This is a genomic window from Chitinophaga ginsengisoli (assembly GCF_003014595.1).
Taxonomy (GTDB): domain Bacteria; phylum Bacteroidota; class Bacteroidia; order Chitinophagales; family Chitinophagaceae; genus Chitinophaga; species Chitinophaga ginsengisoli.
This window is the reverse complement of the sequence record NZ_PYGK01000019.1, coordinates 98,664-114,723: the sequence shown is the minus strand read 5'-3', so window position 1 is coordinate 114,723 and position 16,060 is coordinate 98,664. Positions and strand designations below refer to the sequence as shown.

The 16,060-nt window shown below is 46.0% G+C and carries 13 protein-coding genes; 2 read left to right on the top strand and 11 right to left on the bottom strand.

What is annotated here, in order from left to right:
* Nucleotides 1–18 precede the first annotated feature (18 nt).
* Nucleotides 19–282, top strand: a complete 264-nt coding sequence (locus tag CLV42_RS30060) for a DUF6520 family protein (protein WP_146154526.1) — start codon at nucleotides 19–21, stop codon at nucleotides 280–282.
* A 117-nt stretch (nucleotides 283–399) separates the two neighbouring features.
* Here CLV42_RS30060 and CLV42_RS30055 read toward each other — a convergent pair whose 3' ends face one another.
* The 11 genes from CLV42_RS30055 to CLV42_RS30005 form a co-directional block, all read right to left on the bottom strand.
* Entirely contained in the window at nucleotides 400–1,470 is a 1,071-nt protein-coding gene (locus tag CLV42_RS30055; RefSeq protein ID WP_170117710.1) for a saccharopine dehydrogenase family protein, read from the bottom strand.
* A gap of 139 nt (nucleotides 1,471–1,609) precedes the next feature.
* Nucleotides 1,610–2,560 (bottom strand): bifunctional helix-turn-helix transcriptional regulator/GNAT family N-acetyltransferase, encoded by a 951-nt coding sequence (locus tag CLV42_RS30050; RefSeq protein WP_106605645.1) that lies wholly within the window; start codon nucleotides 2,558–2,560, stop codon nucleotides 1,610–1,612.
* A gap of 167 nt (nucleotides 2,561–2,727) precedes the next feature.
* Nucleotides 2,728–3,162 (bottom strand): DoxX family protein, encoded by a 435-nt coding sequence (locus tag CLV42_RS30045; RefSeq protein WP_106605644.1) that lies wholly within the window; start codon nucleotides 3,160–3,162, stop codon nucleotides 2,728–2,730.
* A 93-nt stretch (nucleotides 3,163–3,255) separates the two neighbouring features.
* Complete coding sequence (locus CLV42_RS30040) at nucleotides 3,256–4,854, bottom strand: efflux MFS transporter permease (RefSeq protein ID WP_106605643.1); 1,599 nt, start codon at nucleotides 4,852–4,854, stop codon at nucleotides 3,256–3,258.
* 4 nt (nucleotides 4,855–4,858) lie between these two features.
* Nucleotides 4,859–5,902, bottom strand: a complete 1,044-nt coding sequence (locus CLV42_RS30035) for an HlyD family secretion protein (protein WP_106605642.1) — start codon at nucleotides 5,900–5,902, stop codon at nucleotides 4,859–4,861.
* Nucleotides 5,903–5,939: 37 nt separating this feature from the next.
* Nucleotides 5,940–7,265, bottom strand: coding sequence for a TolC family protein (locus CLV42_RS30030; protein ID WP_106605641.1), 1,326 nt, complete (start codon nucleotides 7,263–7,265; stop codon nucleotides 5,940–5,942).
* Nucleotides 7,249–7,911 carry a TetR/AcrR family transcriptional regulator gene (locus tag CLV42_RS30025; RefSeq protein WP_106605640.1) on the bottom strand — a complete coding sequence of 221 codons (663 nt, stop codon included), beginning with the start codon at nucleotides 7,909–7,911 and terminating at the stop codon, nucleotides 7,249–7,251. Before CLV42_RS30025 ends, CLV42_RS30030 begins: the two co-directional genes overlap by 17 nt.
* A gap of 142 nt (nucleotides 7,912–8,053) precedes the next feature.
* Nucleotides 8,054–8,932, bottom strand: a complete 879-nt coding sequence (locus CLV42_RS30020; RefSeq protein ID WP_106605639.1) for a helix-turn-helix domain-containing protein — start codon at nucleotides 8,930–8,932, stop codon at nucleotides 8,054–8,056.
* Nucleotides 8,933–8,993: 61 nt separating this feature from the next.
* A complete protein-coding gene (locus tag CLV42_RS30015) occupies nucleotides 8,994–9,566 on the bottom strand; it encodes a hypothetical protein (RefSeq protein ID WP_106605638.1) in 573 nt (190 codons plus the stop codon).
* A gap of 14 nt (nucleotides 9,567–9,580) precedes the next feature.
* On the bottom strand, nucleotides 9,581–9,970 hold the full coding sequence (locus tag CLV42_RS30010) for a hypothetical protein (protein ID WP_106605637.1): 390 nt from the start codon (nucleotides 9,968–9,970) through the stop codon (nucleotides 9,581–9,583).
* Between the two features lie 145 nt (nucleotides 9,971–10,115).
* On the bottom strand, nucleotides 10,116–10,724 hold the full coding sequence (locus CLV42_RS30005; protein ID WP_106605636.1) for a response regulator transcription factor: 609 nt from the start codon (nucleotides 10,722–10,724) through the stop codon (nucleotides 10,116–10,118).
* Nucleotides 10,725–11,215: 491 nt separating this feature from the next.
* Between CLV42_RS30005 and CLV42_RS34065 the strand changes: the two genes are divergently transcribed.
* Nucleotides 11,216–16,060: beta strand repeat-containing protein (locus tag CLV42_RS34065; protein WP_170117709.1), on the top strand; the 4,845-nt coding region annotated here is incomplete at its 3' end.

Sequence of the window (16,060 nt, the reverse complement as noted above, 5' to 3'; positions counted from 1 at the left end):
AATTCAACGTTTTACTGTATGAATTTTAAAAAAATCGGATTATCAGTAGCAGTATTTGCGCTTGCCATTGCAGGTGCTTTTGCCACCAATGCCGGCAGGTCGCCAGGAAGTGGGTATACGAATCTGCAGCAGGTGCCCAGCCAGGGCTCCCCATGTGTGTACAGGGGATACTGTGCGGGTGGGTTCACCACCTGCTATGTACTGATTGGAGGGCAGCCAGTACAGCTTTTAAACCTGGAGTCTAACGGAACATGCAGCAGCTTTGTGCTTTCTCAGCCCTGATGGAAATGATATTGTGAAAAGTTGCCGGCCCGGAAAGATATTACCTTTCCGGGCCTTTTCCTGTTATACATGTCATCCAACCCTAAGGCAGGGGAAACCATGGATGACAGCTACTTTTTATTTACGGCTTATCTCCCGCTTTACACCGGGAATTTCCATAATCAGATCTGGCCCATAAGCACTGGCGGGTGTTTGATACCCCGGTTTATATTCACCGTTTATAATTTTCTTTGAGATAACAAGTATTGTATAGGCTGTCAGTGAATATGCCTCTGGTGTCTCCATATTGGCCTCTACGGACGCTCCTTTTGCGTTTGTAACCTTACCCCAGATATGACTCACTGCTTTATCGCGTATCGCCTGATTTGGGCCGGCAGATTGTAGTTTAAAAAGACCCATCAGCATGCCTCGCAGAAAGGAAGTTTTTAACAGCCAGTTGAATAAAGGCTGGGCTTTCAGGAAATACCAGGCTGCTTTATTAATGGCAGTGTAGGTTGTGATGTTGGGAATATGGGTGGAGAAATAGGCTGTGCTGATATCTCCCCAGGGAATACTCATCACGAATACAGGCTGTTGATGGCCGGGAAATTTGACAGACATGCCTCTCTTTCCCATAGGTTCATAAGAAATCTGTCCATTTTTACGGGTGGCGCCGGGAGTGCCCAGTTTATGTAAAGTGCTGATAGATGTACCCCGTGATAAGGCACTGCCGATAACAGCGAAAGCGATTGTTAGATGGCCTGCATCCGGCAGCTGCTGTTTTAACGATAGTGCCAGGCAGTCTGTTGGAACTACGTCAAAACCAGCGCCGGGCAATATCATGATATCTTTCGCTTTAGCCTGCTGATCATAGCCCTGTAGCAACTCAAATACATCGAGGTCACCGTTCAGATCAATGTAATGCGTATTAGTTGCTAAGCAGGCATCTATCATAGGCTGAGCCGTGATATGATAAGGGCCTGCAGCCTGTATCACCAGTGATATATCTTCCAGGGCGGCTTTTAAGCCGGCACTGTCATCCAGTTCGATAATGCGGAAATCCAGGTTGAGCTCTTTGGCAAGGGCTTCGATAGCAGTCTTCTTTCTGCCGGCAAGGATAGGTGTTAAGCCATATTGACCAGCATACCGGGCTATCAGTTCCCCGGTATAACCATTGGCTCCATAGAGTAGGATTCTGTTACGTTGCATGCAGGAAAAATACAAGATACGCGGGAAACTACAAATTATAGTTTGTAGTGATTCCGCGATGCCACCCCGGGTTAACCCCGGGGCAACAAACACGGCGCTCCTACCCGAGCATTGATATTGCAGTATGGCCGTGCCGTATTCACAGCACCCGTTCCATCTGTATATTACAGCGTTCATAAGGGGTAGGCCGTCCTACCACTTTTTCAAACCCTAATTTATGATACAGGTTTATAGCAGGCTTCAGCACAGTATTGCTTTCGAGATAAACTTTCTTCGCACCCAGTGATCTCGCTTTTTCAAGAATGGCATTGCCTAACAGCCAGCCGATGCTTTTTCCCTGGGCTGCCGGAGATACCGCCATTTTAGCCAGTTCGTAGTCGTATTCAGGATCTTTCATTTTAATAAGGGCGCATACACCCATTGGCATATCATTATACAGCGCAACAAGGATATGGCCACCGTTGTCCAATATATATTCCTGCGGATGGTCCAGCGCTTTATAGTCAGCCTCCTCCATCTTGAAATAGGCAGAGATCCATTCTACGTTCAGGTCTTTGAATGCCTGCTGATAAGCAGGTTGATATGCAACGATCTTCACTTTCCGGCTTTCCCTTTCCTTTTTCTGTTCCTGTACCCAGCGCAGAAGGCTCTTCTGTTCCAGCAGGAATTCCCATTCGGCTATAGCATTCCAGAGGTCGTGCCTGGTATTGGCAGAAATGGCTTCTATGGCGTTTCTTACATCCGTGTATTGCTCTTCTATTTTACCGGTGATCTCTTTGCCTTTGGCAGACAGGCTGACCATATTCCTGCGGCCATCTGTTTTATCTTTTTTCTCCTTCACCAGGCCTTTATCCACCATTTCGCTAATGATCTTACTCACGGAAGGGTGGGAGTGCCCGATCTCTTTGGCAATGGCAGTAATGGTCATGGCTTCGCCCCGTGACAGTACATAGAATACAGGGAACCATTTAGGGTTCATATCGATGCCATACATATTGTAGATCTGAGTGGCATCTTCTGTTATTTTTTCCGTTAATAAACGTAACCGGCTCCCTACGGCGAACTTGCCCACTGTATCAAAAAAGCTCATAGTTGACAATTTGTGTAATTAATTATGTAACTGGTTACGTAAATATAGGAATATTGTTTGGAAAAGCAGTGCTATTTTTAGTTTCAGGGAAAATTATACAAAAAAACCTGCCCTTATACTTTCGCATGAGGCAGGCTTTATAACTAAACAAGAGAAACAACGGTCAGTTATTTCAGGTTATCGATGCTCCATTTATATTTATTAATGGATCCCAGCAGTGCGGCTGCTCCCGCGGTTGTCCACACAGAATAGGATAATGGCGGTTTAACGCCCATGGCAACCGTCATGCTTAATGCAAAGATCACCATCAGCAGGAAGGTACCCCATGCCGCTATTCTGGTCTTATAACCTATCAGGAACATTACTCCAAAGACAACCTCCAGCACAGTAGCCAGGATAGCAAGGACGTTACCCATCTGGGGAGAAACATAAAAGTTCAGTGTATTGGAATAGGCCAGGAAATGTTCCCAGTCGCCCCAGGATACATTCGTTGCTCCCGGAGGTCCCCATATACCCAGCCTGTCCGCCACAGCAGATAAAAGTGATGCGGCTAACGCAAGCCTCAGAAATATCTGGGAGAAATTAATGGAATTAGTATTCATCGTGTTAAACAATTTGAAGGATTAAAGGTCGATGTTATTACAACTTAAAATCTTATTCTGGATTAAGAAATAATTCCTATGATACGCGGATACTCACTCCAGGGCAGGTACTTTTTTAACATTCACCAGCGCACGGAAAGCTTTGTTAATAAATGGCCCTGTGATCACCAGTAGCAGTACGGTTACCGAAACAATGAACATCAGTTTGAATACATACATATTGGTCATCAACTGGGACTGTACTGTAAGCGCTCTGTTAATATTGGTATTGGCCAGTGCATTTGCCTGATCAACACTGAATCCTTTGGAGCGGAACAATTGTACAAATTGATTAAACCTTTGTGAGAAGTTCTCATCCACATTGGTGATGTGACGCAGGAATTTTTCCCTGTTCAACTGGTTAAAGTACAATTGCAGGGTGTAAAATCCGGCGGCGCTATTAAGACCGGTGATAAACCTTGAGATGGCAGCAAGGCTGATGCCGGTAAAACCTGTGGACGCCGGCAAGCCAGAAACCGCGTAAACAATAACAGGTACAAAAAGAAAACCTGATGCCGCGCCCTGAAAGAAGACAGGCCAGGCGAGATCGGAGAATGCTATGTCCGGCGTAAAGGTGAGATACATCCAGCTATGATAAATAGCCAGGGACGTTAATCCCAGTATAAATAGCACACGGAACGGAATTTTCCTGCTAAGCATTAATAATGCTATGATGGTAGAGATGAGTATAGCTGAAAAGTTAAACGCTGCCAGCCACATGATACTATAGGTATCCCATCTCAGCACCGTTGCACAATATCCGTAAATCAGGTTAATGCTGTCTTTTGCTCCAAAGTAAACTACCAGTATCAGAATCCCGGTAATGAACCGTTTTGATGTAAGTACTGATGGATCAAGATATGGTCGCTTTAACGTTGTCTGGCGGTAATACAGTATGCCGATACTGATCGTTGCAACGAAGGCGGACAATATTATACGCGTGTCTGTAAACCAGTAGTATTTAGGTCCGTAGATAAAGAGATATGCCAGGCTGATACCGATAGATAGCATTGCCACAAACCCGAACCAGTCTATCTGGTACAAGGGATATCTTTTCATACCGCTTCCGGGATTCAGTAACAGCAATACAATGAGCAGCGTAAAAACCTGGAAGGCTATCAGGTATTTGTAGATATAGGGCCAGTCATAATTATCAGTAACCCAGGCGCTCAATATGCCTATTATGACCGTATTTGCCAGAATGGTAGTATAAAATATCGTCGAACCTATCGCAGTAGCTTTGGCAGGAGGCAGGCTGGAAAAATACAGTGTCAATACGGACGCTGCAATACAGGCTACTACCACACCTATCATCAGCCGGAGGCCCATAAAGACAAATATATCTGTTGTGTACAGACAGGCGATGCTGAGCAGAATGCCGGCAATAATAATGAAGAGCATATAGGATCTTCTTTCAAAGTACCGCAGAAACCTGAACTGGATGGGCAGGATGGCCAGAATGCCTACATAGGTCAGCTGCAGGGATAGGCTGACGTCTTCCGGCTGTGCGCCAAAGTGGCTTACCACATAATTCTGGTTAAGTGCATAGAGCCCGAATTGGACAATACCGGAGAGGAGAATAAGAAAGAGGCCTATCCAGATAAGCCCTTTTCTTTTTTGTACCCACGGTTTGAAAAAGTCCGGTGCGTTCATGATGCTATTTTTTTACGATGATGACTGCATTCATACCAACTTTGACAGCAGCAAGAGTAGTGTCAACAAATGCTATTTTTACAGGGATGCGTTGAGCGATCTTTACGAAGTTACCCGTTGAATTATCCGGAGGTAACAGCGAAAATTTAGCACCTGTACTGGGGGAAATAGATGTTATTCTGCCCTTGAACACCCTACCCGGAATGGCATCAATCGTTATATCCACAGGCTTGCCTTCCTGCATGGCCGACATCTGTGTCTCCTTAAAGTTGGCGGTTATCCATTTACTCTTTTCATTCACGATAGAGACCAGTGGTTGTCCTGCCTGTATCTGTTGTCCTTCCTGGATCACCTTTCTGCCCAGGCGTCCGCTGTATGGGGCAATGATTACTGTATACCCAAGGTTGATGCGTGCAAAGTCCAGTTGTGTTTGTTTTCTTTTCAGGTCTGCCGTCAACAGGCTTTTCCTGCTTCTCAGTTCTTCAATTTTTGAATAGCTGGTTTTGAGTGTATTATTGGCGGCATTCAGTTCGCTCTTCGCTACATCATAGCGTGCCTTTACCTGCTCGTACTCCTGTCCGGTAGCAGCTTCTTCCTTCACCAGGTTCTCATATCTTTTGATATCCTGCTGCTGTTGCCATAGTCTGGCCTGAGCAGAGGAGATCTGGTCCTGGTTGATATGAGTGCCTGATTCTGCTGCCGAGATACTGGCATCCAGCACCAGTTCCTGCGCGTGTGAATCCTGTAATGCGGCCTCCGCCTCCTGTACTTTGTTCCTGTATTCACGGTCGTCCAGTATCACGAGGGTGTCGCCCTTGTTTACCCATTGGTTTTCTTCAAACAATATCTGCTGAATATAACCCGCGGCTCTTGCTGATACCGGGTTGATATATGCTTCTACCTGTGCATCGTTGGTTTCTTCAAAGTGCCGTGTTCTGTTGAACATTTTGTAGAAATAGATAACAGCGATCAGGATAATGATAACTGCTATACTGGTCATTATTATCTGGCTGATCCGGGCGCTCGTTTTATTGTGTGTTTGTGACATATCGGGAAGGTTTAAGAATTGAACAAATTGATGTTGATCAGAGTTTACCGCTTGTGTACAGTATTCTGTAATAAAAGGCCAGTGCGTCTGTCTGCGATTTAATAAGATTATATTTTGATTCCAGGTAAAGATTATCTGCATCCAGCAGGTCGGTCAGTAATGCGAGCTGATTAAAGTATTTGGCACTGACGATCTTATAGTTGGCGCTCGCCTGTTCTATGGAAGATTCGGCAACAGTGATCCTGTTAAGTGATTCGTTGTACTTGATATACAGGGCGCTGGCTTCCTGGTCCACATTATCTTTGATGGACGATTCCTGGATCTGTAATGCAGTCAGGCGAAGTTTCGCGGCTTTTTCCTTGTTCCTGTTATGATATAATGAAGAGAGATTGTATTGTGCCCTCACACCTATGAATCCAACTGAATATGCCTGATCAACCGGAGGAAACACCAGGTTGTTGGGATAGTTCACCCCATAGGCAGAGAATGCCTGTAAAGTAGGCAGATAGGCCCCTTTGATTGCTTTGAGCCGGTTCTCCTGCAATTTCAATTGCTGCCGGGATCTTAGTACTGAATAGGACGTTTCCCGGGCATTATCGACAAGTGTGGTAAGTGAGGCCGTTGCCGGTTTTTCGCCATTCACAGAATCTGTTGGAATAATTTGTGTATGCGGCGGAAGATCCAGTAATACATTCAACCTGGAGATAGCTATCGCCAGATCATTTTCATTCTGCTCGCGGCCTAATTTCTGATTATCCAGGATGAGTTTTGCCCTCAGCAGGTCGCTTCTTGTCACTCGCTGATTGCGGAACAGTGCTTCTATATTTTTATAGCGTGTTTCCGCGCGTCTTATCTGTTCAATGATCACGGTATCCTGTTCCTGCAGGCGTATGATATTGAGGTAGGCAGATATTGCCTGGAGGAATATATTACCGGACATGTCGAGCGTATTCAGGGATGCAAGATCTTTCCTGATCTCCTGTTCCCTGATAGCTGCATTCTGTCTGCCACCTGCAAAGAGGGTGACAGCAGCATCCATTCCCAGGGCCGCGCTGTTAGGTGTTGGCGGGCGGGTGATACTATGTCCGTCAGACAGGCCACCATCATAAAGTGTCACTTTACTGAAGCGCTGATAACTACCATTGATATTTACCTGGGGAAGTTTACTGAGTTGTGCATCCCTGAGTTCTGCACTCACGGCATCTTCTTCCGTTTGTGAAATGCTGATCTGTTTGTTTTTTTGTTTCGCCAGCTGTAATACATCCTGCAGGGATATTCTATAAATAGAATCCTGCGCGGACGAAGGCAAAGACAAAAGGATCGCTGCCAGGGCCGTAAGCGCCTGTTTAATGATACTTTTCATGGTAATTGATGCTTTTTTTATGGCTGTTGTTACATGGATGTGCAGATAGACAGAGTTGATGACAGATAAAGTTGGTGATACGGCTGGTGATCTGTTCTTCCGTTATCTCTTCCAGGTTGAGCAGTTCGCTGGCAAGGGGAGACCCGCCGATGATCTGGTGCAACAGATGGAATAATGTCATCAGAAAAAGGTCTGTATCAATATGGCGGAATTCGTTCCCGGCAACGCCAGTTCTTATGACGTCCCTGAATATGTCGGAGCAGGCTTTGGCATTCTCCAGGATGGTAGCCTTGAAGGAGTTGTTCCGGAAAGAGAACAATTCGCAGTTCAGAATACGGTAGAAGTAAAAATTGTCCCTGATACCAGCCATGTAAACGGCTATATAACCAGTCAGTTTTTCAAAGCTGCTGGCTGTTGTACTTACCGGCAATGCTTTGAGTGCATCCGTCAGCAGGCGAAGCCTCAGTTCAAAGATAGATTTGTACAAATGTTCTTTGGACTCAAAATGATAATATATAAGGGCAGGATTGATCCCTGCTTTGGCAGCGATATCTCTGACAGTTGTTCCCTCATAACCATTTTCCGCAAACATCACTTCCGCTGTGTCGAGGAGTAAGTCTTTAATACGATTTTTCTGCTCTTTCATGATCTTCGATTATCATGACAAAGGTCATACAGAACAAGGCACAGGGAAAGGGCAGAAAGACGGAGTTATTCGTCGTTTTTACCGGTGAAGGGACAGATTGGTTGTTTTTTCCGTTATTATGGTCTGATAGGGGCTATACTGGTTACGTAAGAGCATTCCGGTAGGTGAGGGGAGACATGCCGGTATTTACTTTAAAGAACTTACCGAATACCGATTGGTCAGAGAAATGGAGGAGATCGCTTATCTGCGAAATGGTCAGGTCTTTTCGCTGGAGCAATACTTTGGCTTCGAGGACGAGGGTTTGATCTATCCATTCTCCTGCCGTCCTGCCGGTTTGTTCCTTGATCACCTCAGAGAGGTATTTAGGCGTTACATTCAGGTGGGATGCATAGAATCTGACAGAGTGTTGCTGTAAGACCTCTTTCGACAACAGGTGCTTAAAATTGACCAGTAAGGGGTGTGTGCTGGCAGAGGGCCCGGGTTGGGACTCTTTTAAGCGGGCAGCAGCGGCATCGGTCTCACAGAGCAGGATGTTCAGGTAACTTCTGATGATATCGTTTGTGTGAGGATGCCCTTCGCGGATGGTAGCACGCAAGAGGTCATAGATGGCAGAAAACCGCTGCACATTTTCTTCCGAAAGGGGGAGTACATGTGAGTCTTCATTTTCAAAGAAGCCATACTTCAGGAGGTAATAAATATTGGACTGGTTTTCCAGGAAGAAGCTCTCCTTGAAAAAGATCAGGTCCACACGGGGAGCGTTTTCCACCTTGTGGATACTACGTATTACATAAGGCCCGATCGTCAGCAGGGAAGGAGCGGTAACGACGCCCGTAGTCAACCCGGCGGTGACACCTATTTGTCCCTGTTTCAGAAAGGCAATGGCATATGTATCTGTTCTGAAAGGTTCTTCGATAGAAGGCGTGTAATCTTCTTCTCCGATAAAAAGAAAGTCACCATGGCTATCTGCCTGTGAAAAGATACCTGATAGTTTCGAAATGTTATATGTAGAAATAGCCTTCATTCCCGGTATATGGTGAATGAGGCAAGTTAACTAAAAATGTCGTTTTATAAGGCTTATCGGCCTAATGAGCTGCTATCAGGGCTGCGACAAGCGCGCCTATCACGGCACCGCCGATACCGAATTTCAGGGCCCTGGAATTACGTTTCCTGCGTTCCTCCTCCAGCATTTTACGGGAATCTGCCAGCAATTTCTGCGTTTCTACCAGGCTGGTAGTGGCTTTGTCCAGGGATGCCGAGATGCCCTGCAGGCTTGTACTGGTTTTATCCATGAAAGCGAGGGAGTTGCCGGACAGTGAGTCGAACTGCTGTTTCAGTTGCTGGTAATAGAACTCTTTCTGTTTCAGCATGGTATCCTGCTGGTGTATCATACTCTCATAGCTATCCATGATGCCTTTGAAAGAGGTGTTGCCCTGACGGGCTTTATCGTAGAAATTCTTGTAGATGCGGAAGGTGGGCCTGTTCAATATAAATGCTGTATCGCATTGAATGAGCAGGGTATCGCCCCGGTAAATGCTATACAGGCTGATGCCGGAGCTATCTTTAAATGTTTTGAGGCGGTCCTGCGAATACCCCTGAGTGGCGGCAAGGCAGAACGATATCGCAAGCAGCAGCTTGGGTAATGTTAATGGTTTCATATGTGAATGTCAGTTTACAGGGGTTTTACTTCAATTGGGGGAAGACTGTCTGTGGCCTTCAGGTCTTCTTTAAAGTTCTTCACTTTTTCATTCAGTTCTCCTAGTGTCTCTTTTAGTTTGGCATTCGACTTAGCTTCCTCTATCTCTTTTTTAGTGTTTAAAATGGAAACGTTGGTCTGGATGTTCTTGATGTAATACTTGAACTTGTCAACGTCTCCCTGCAAAGAATCCAGCCTTGCGCGGGAGGCATTGATGTAATTAAGCGCGGTGTCAATATTTCTCTGAGAGGCTTCGATATTCTTCTGGATCTGTTTTAACTGGCTTTTCTCAAAGAAAGTAATGAGTGCGTTGATACCCGTGAGGCCGAGTACGATGTAGATGATAATACGGAGTGACTTGTCCATTGGAAAACCGGGGTTTGGGGCTATTAATAATAGTATATATACACAGCTGGCAGGAAAGCTGGCTAATAAAGTTAAAAATAATATTCAAATGATAAAAATTTAATTTATTAGCCTGAAAAGCCCGCCAGCTGTGCTATTAAGGGTGTTATACTGCTTTCCGCGCGCCGTAGATATTGATCTTTTCCAGTAGCTCTACTATTGAGTTGATTTCCAGTTTTTTAAAAATACGGGTCTTGTAAGTGCTGACTGTAGTCAGCTGCAATTCCATTGTTGCCGCAATTTTCAGTAAGGGAAGCCCCTTTATCAGGAGATTCATGACCTCTATCTCCCGGGAAGAAAGTTGCGCTAAAGGATTGGCAGATGAGGGGACGTACAGGGGCATGTCCTTCTCTTCCTTCAGGAGGGAAGAGAGGGTCAGTTGTATTTCGGCTTCTGTCGAATTTTTACTGAGACAGGCATCTGCTTCCTGGTATAAGGAATCAATGATCACAGCTTTCTCACTATGGGAAGAAAAGAGCAATATCCTGGTGGCAGGAGACTGTTTTCTGATCACATCCATCATCGACAGGGTATCAATACCCGGAAAATACCTGCTCAGGATAAGCAGGTTAAAAGTCTGTTTTTTCATAGCTGCCATGATATCATCTGCAGTTTCTACCATTAGTACCGTAACGGGTGCGGGTAACATGGTTATGACCGGAGAAAGTCCATCGCGGGCGACGGAGGGTTCATGGGCAATAAGGATATAGTTCATTCATCAACGTATAATAGGTATATGGTTACGTGGCCTTCAAGGCATATAAAGCAAAGTTATAATATTTTATTATGTAATATTAATCGACAGCTTGTAGTAATTGTACTACAAGTATGTCAAATATCTACTATGCATGAACGAGAGATAGTTAGCTACTTTTGTGGCGCAAAATCATACTACTTCGTATAGGTGTTTTGTTTAGTTGTTGAAGATACTATAAGAGATACTATAAGATACTATGTTGTTGATTAAGAGATCCTGAAAAAAGACCCGAAACCGTGATTATGGACCCTGTGAATTAATGAGAAAAAAGATACTGTAACATGTAAAGGAAACCGCCAGGTACCCTATGGGGCACTTCATGCTATTTCTATCACAACACATTATTCTTACGAACATATTTGCATGACAACCACACTTGTCGTGCCGGGACGATTATGTCCGTGCGGGAAGCTCTTTCCGCCGGGATATTTATTACTTATTCAATACTTATGAATAGACTTTACAAAGCAACGTTTTCCCTTTTATTCCTCATGTCCGGCCTGCTGGCAGGCCACCGGGGCTATGCAGAAGGTTCGAAAGACCTGTACCCCAGCGGCATAGCAGGTGGTCGTGCGTTCCTGGTTTCCACAACGGCAACCAAAACCGGATGGACCCTGACCAACAAAGGGGTACATTATGCTTATCTTAAAGTGGGTGAAACCCTGGGAGCCGCCAGCAGCGCACAGGGAATAGGATCCGGACAGATTATCCTGACGGCGCCTGATGGTTCCGTATATTCTTCCACGGTAGGTAGCACTACAACAGGTCAGATAGCCAGCCGTACCCAGGAACTACAGGGACCGTGGGTAGGTTATACCCCTTTTTCACGGGTAGTTGGCGCAGGACAGGCGGGATTGTGGAAGATAGAACTGGTATCTACCAATCCTCCGGGAACCATTGCCGAAGGTACGGGCGCTAATGCGGCGGCAGATGCCGCATGGACACAAAATACTGCGAGCAGCGCCATTGCTGCCTGGGATGTTTCCGTGAGAAGTGCAGGTGGAACTATTATACCAGGAAGGGTATATACGAATGTGCTGAATATGTATGTCAGCTTTGGTAACTACAGAGGCGTTATTTATGTGTTGACAAAAGACGGTTATGTTTATAAAGTAAATAATAACGGATCAAGTGGTATCGGCTTTGTGGCCTTCGTAAACAACAAAGGGCTTACAACCAATGCTACGGATGCCGGTGAACCTATTTATAAAAGTGTTGCCGGGACTAACCCGGGAACGGATTTCAATACATGGGACCCCAGGTCAGATGATGGAGCATCCAGTATAACACACAAGATGTTCTATAATATACCGGCTACAGACATGCCGGCTTCTTCTATCATGCCCGGAGGTAAAACAACCTGGCTGAGAGGTGCAAAGATTATACCTTCAGTAGCCAATATCAGTGTGGATGGTGTGGAAGGTACTTCCGGACAGGTAAGTAAGAAGGGCGCTTATATTAAGTTTACTGCGAGCGTAGGTGGTACTTACCGTATCTCTTTGGTGGGAAGTGGTTCTTTTGTGACCAGGAAGATGACCGGAACTGCCGTTGCCGGCAATAACAGTATCTTCTGGGATGGCAAAGATGGAGCAGGTGTAGCGCCGGCACTTGGTACAGCTTCTGTTACCGCCAATATACAGCTGCAGGGAGCGGAGATACATTTTCCCTTTATTGATGTGGAAGATAACCCTAACGGCCTTATCATAGAACAACTAAACGACGATAATAGCGTAAAGAGTGATATCGTTTACTGGGATGATGTGTCTTTTGCCAATGCGACCGGGTCCAGTAACCCAAGGTCCAATGGGAACAGTGGCAGCGGTATTTCCAGTAATACAAACGGGCACAAATGGAGTACCAACTTCGGAGATATGAGAACTATGGATACCTGGACCTATATCCTTGGTGACATGGTATCTCAGAATACCACGCTGAACATCGTGGAAGCAGATCTTGCTATTCAAAGTGTAGCCCCGGCCACACCTACCACCCAGGTAGCTGTGGGTAAGCCTGTTACCTATAAAGTGGTTGTTGTTAATAACGGTCCAAGCGATGTAACCGGTGCGCCCTTTACTATTAAAGTGCCTGCCGGGTTTACGATTGCGGACCTTTCTGCTATTACTGCAAGTACAAGTTGCGGCACCGTGAAGAATGCAGCGCTGGATGCTTCGGGTAACTATACCGCCTTGCTTGATCTGCCAAATGGTTGCATCATTACCTTCAACCTGACAGGTACAGCAGGTCCTTCTCTGGTGGGAGGCAACATCAACATAGAAACCAGCATCATGCGTCCAAAAGACGTGACTGATCCTGATGCAACGAATCCTGATGCAGCTGTACCGCCTACAGATCCACACCTGGAATGTAAGAATGGTGGTACTACCGAGACCTGTAATAACATAAAATATAATAGTGGCGTAGCGGTTGTGGCGAGTGCAGATATTGTGGTTGTAAAGACAATACAGAATGCTGCAAAGACAACCTATAGCCCCGGTGAAACGGTGAACTATGTGTTCACTGTAACCAATAATGGTCCCAGCACGGCTACAAATGTGAATGTAACTGATGTGGCGCCGGCAGGTACTTCTATAACTGCCTGGACGGCTACTGCTGCTGGTCCCGTTGCTTTGCCGCATACCAGTGGTGTTGGCAATATTAATGAGACAATTGCCAGCATACCGGCAGGAGAGGTGGTAACTTATGTAGTACAGGTAACATTACCTGCTGCTTATAACAGTGCCCTGAGTAATACTGCTTCGGCATCCAGTCCCGTACTGGACGAAACGCCTGGTAACAACAGCAGTACCACTACACCTATCACGCTGGAACAGGGAGCAGACATCGCTACTGTGAAGGTGGTACAGGATGCTGCAAAGACCACCTATGCACCCGGAGAGGATGTGATCTATACCATCACTGTTACCAATAATGGTCCCGGTGATGCGAAAGACGTGAACATTAAGGATGTGGCTCCTGTGGGTACTACTATTAAAGATTGGTCTGCCAGCGTAGTTGCAGGTACAGTATCTCCATTGACGGCTAATGGTATGGGCGATATTGACCAGATCATCACCAGTATGTCAAATGGAGCGGTAGTAAAATATGTGGTGACTGTCAGCGTACCTGCTGATCACACCGGTAATCTGAGCAATACAGCTACAGTAACTACCGGCAGTCGTGATGATGTACCCGGAAATAATAACAGTACTTCAGGTGTATTGACACCAGCTCCTAAAGCTGATATAGCTGTAGTGAAAACTACTGCAGCAACGGCTTATACACCTGGTGAAGAGGTGACTTATACTATTGTTGTATCTAACAATGGTCCAAGTGATGCACAGAATGTAAGGGTGCAGGATACCGCACCGACAGGTACGACTATCAGTGCATGGACAGCAGCTGTGACCAGTGGTACTGTAACATTGCCTGCTACCAGTGGTATTGGTGATCTGGACGAGATGATTGCCACCCTGCCGAATGGTGCAGCTGTAACATATACAATTACTATTGCAACACAGGCAAGCCTTACCGGTGCATTAAGCAATACTGCTACTGCGACAAGTCCGGTAACTGACAATACGCCTGGTAATAATACCAGTACTACAACAGGTATCAACCCATCACCTAAAGCCGATGTATCTGTAGTGAAGACAACCACAGCTACCAGCTTTACACCGGGTCAGGACGTAGTATATACCATCACTGTGACCAACAACGGTCCAAGTGACGCGAAGACTGTAAATGTGAGCGACGTAGCACCTGCGGGAACAACGATCAGTGCGTGGAGTGCAGCTGTGACAACAGGAACTGTGACCCTGCCTGGTACCAGCGGTACCGGTAACCTGAACGAAACCATTGCTACTTTACCAAATGGTGCTGTAGTGACCTATACGGTGACTGTAAGCGTACCAGCTTCTTTCACGGCTAACTTGAGCAACGCCGCCAATGTAACGTCTACTACTCCGGATAACGATCCGACAGATAATAGCAGCACAACACCGGGTATCCCCCCTGCAGCTATTGCTGATATCGTTACTGTGAAGCAGTTAAAAGATCCGAGCCAGACAACCTTTGTTCCTGGTCAGGACGTAGTATATGTTATCACCGTAACCAACAATGGTCCGAGTGATGCGAAGACTGTAAATGTGAACGACGTAGCACCAGCTGGTACCACTATCAGTGCATGGACTGCTGCTGTAACAAATGGAACTGTTACCCTGCCTAATACCAGCGGTACCGGTAACCTGAATGAGACCATAGCCACCTTCCCTGATGGCGCCGTAGTTAGCTATGAAGTAACAGTGAAAACACCTGCTTCCTTCTCTGGTAACCTGAGCAACACAGCGGTGGTGACAAGTGGTACAACAGACCCAACACCGGGTAATAACAATAACACTTCTTCTTCTACAACCCCAGCGCCAAAAGCCGATGTAGCCATAGTGAAGACAACAACAGCTACTGACTATACGCCTGGACAGGATGTCGTATATACCATTACTGTGACTAACAACGGTCCAAGTGATGCTAAAAATGTAAATGTGAGTGATATCGCGCCGGCTGGTACAACTATCAGCGCGTGGGCAGCAACCGTAACAACAGGAACAGTAACCCTGCCTAATACCAGCGGTACCGGTAACCTGAATGAGACGATTGGAACCCTACCAAATGGCGCTGTAGTGACTTACGCAGTGACTGTAGACATGCCAGCTTCTTCCAGCGCTACAATAAGCAATACCGCCAGTGTATCGTCTACCACTCCTGATGATGACCTGACAGATAACAGCAGCACTTCGTCTGCTATCGCAGCATCACCAAAAGCAGATGTATCTGTAGTGAAGACAACGACAGCTACCAGCTTTACACCGGGTCAGGATGTAGTATATATCATCACTGTGACCAACAACGGTCCAAGTGACGCGAAGACTGTAAATGTGAGCGACGTAGCACCTGCGGGAACAATTATCAGTGCGTGGAGTGCAGCTGTAACAACAGGAACTGTTACCCTGCCTAATACCAGCGGTACCGGTAACCTGAATGAAACTATTGCCACTTTACCAAATGGCGCTGTAGTGACATATACAGTGACTGTAAGCGTACCAGCTTCTTTCACGGCTAACTTGAGCAACGCCGCCAATGTAACGTCTACTACTCCGGATAACGATCCGACAGATAATAGCAGCACAACACCGGGTATCCCCCCTGCAGCTATTGCTGATATCGTTACTGTGAAGCAGTTAAAAGATCCGAGCCAGACAACCTTTGTTCCTGGTCAGGACGTAGTATATGTTATCACC

What these genes read in the sequence shown, in the direction of transcription:
- CLV42_RS30035 (WP_106605642.1), bottom strand. Translation starts at nt 5,902, where the DNA reads ATGTCACAAACACACAATAAAACGAGCGCCCGGATCAGCCAGATAATA.
- CLV42_RS30060 (WP_146154526.1), top strand. Translation starts at nt 19, where the DNA reads ATGAATTTTAAAAAAATCGGATTATCAGTAGCAGTATTTGCGCTTGCC.
- CLV42_RS30045 (WP_106605644.1), bottom strand. Translation starts at nt 3,162, where the DNA reads ATGAATACTAATTCCATTAATTTCTCCCAGATATTTCTGAGGCTTGCG.
- CLV42_RS30030 (WP_106605641.1), bottom strand. Translation starts at nt 7,265, where the DNA reads ATGAAAAGTATCATTAAACAGGCGCTTACGGCCCTGGCAGCGATCCTT.
- CLV42_RS30050 (WP_106605645.1), bottom strand. Translation starts at nt 2,560, where the DNA reads ATGAGCTTTTTTGATACAGTGGGCAAGTTCGCCGTAGGGAGCCGGTTA.
- CLV42_RS30015 (WP_106605638.1), bottom strand. Translation starts at nt 9,566, where the DNA reads ATGAAACCATTAACATTACCCAAGCTGCTGCTTGCGATATCGTTCTGC.
- CLV42_RS30055 (WP_170117710.1), bottom strand. Translation starts at nt 1,470, where the DNA reads ATGCAACGTAACAGAATCCTACTCTATGGAGCCAATGGTTATACCGGG.
- CLV42_RS30025 (WP_106605640.1), bottom strand. Translation starts at nt 7,911, where the DNA reads ATGAAAGAGCAGAAAAATCGTATTAAAGACTTACTCCTCGACACAGCG.
- CLV42_RS30020 (WP_106605639.1), bottom strand. Translation starts at nt 8,932, where the DNA reads ATGAAGGCTATTTCTACATATAACATTTCGAAACTATCAGGTATCTTT.
- CLV42_RS30010 (WP_106605637.1), bottom strand. Translation starts at nt 9,970, where the DNA reads ATGGACAAGTCACTCCGTATTATCATCTACATCGTACTCGGCCTCACG.
- CLV42_RS30005 (WP_106605636.1), bottom strand. Translation starts at nt 10,724, where the DNA reads ATGAACTATATCCTTATTGCCCATGAACCCTCCGTCGCCCGCGATGGA.
- CLV42_RS30040 (WP_106605643.1), bottom strand. Translation starts at nt 4,854, where the DNA reads ATGAACGCACCGGACTTTTTCAAACCGTGGGTACAAAAAAGAAAAGGG.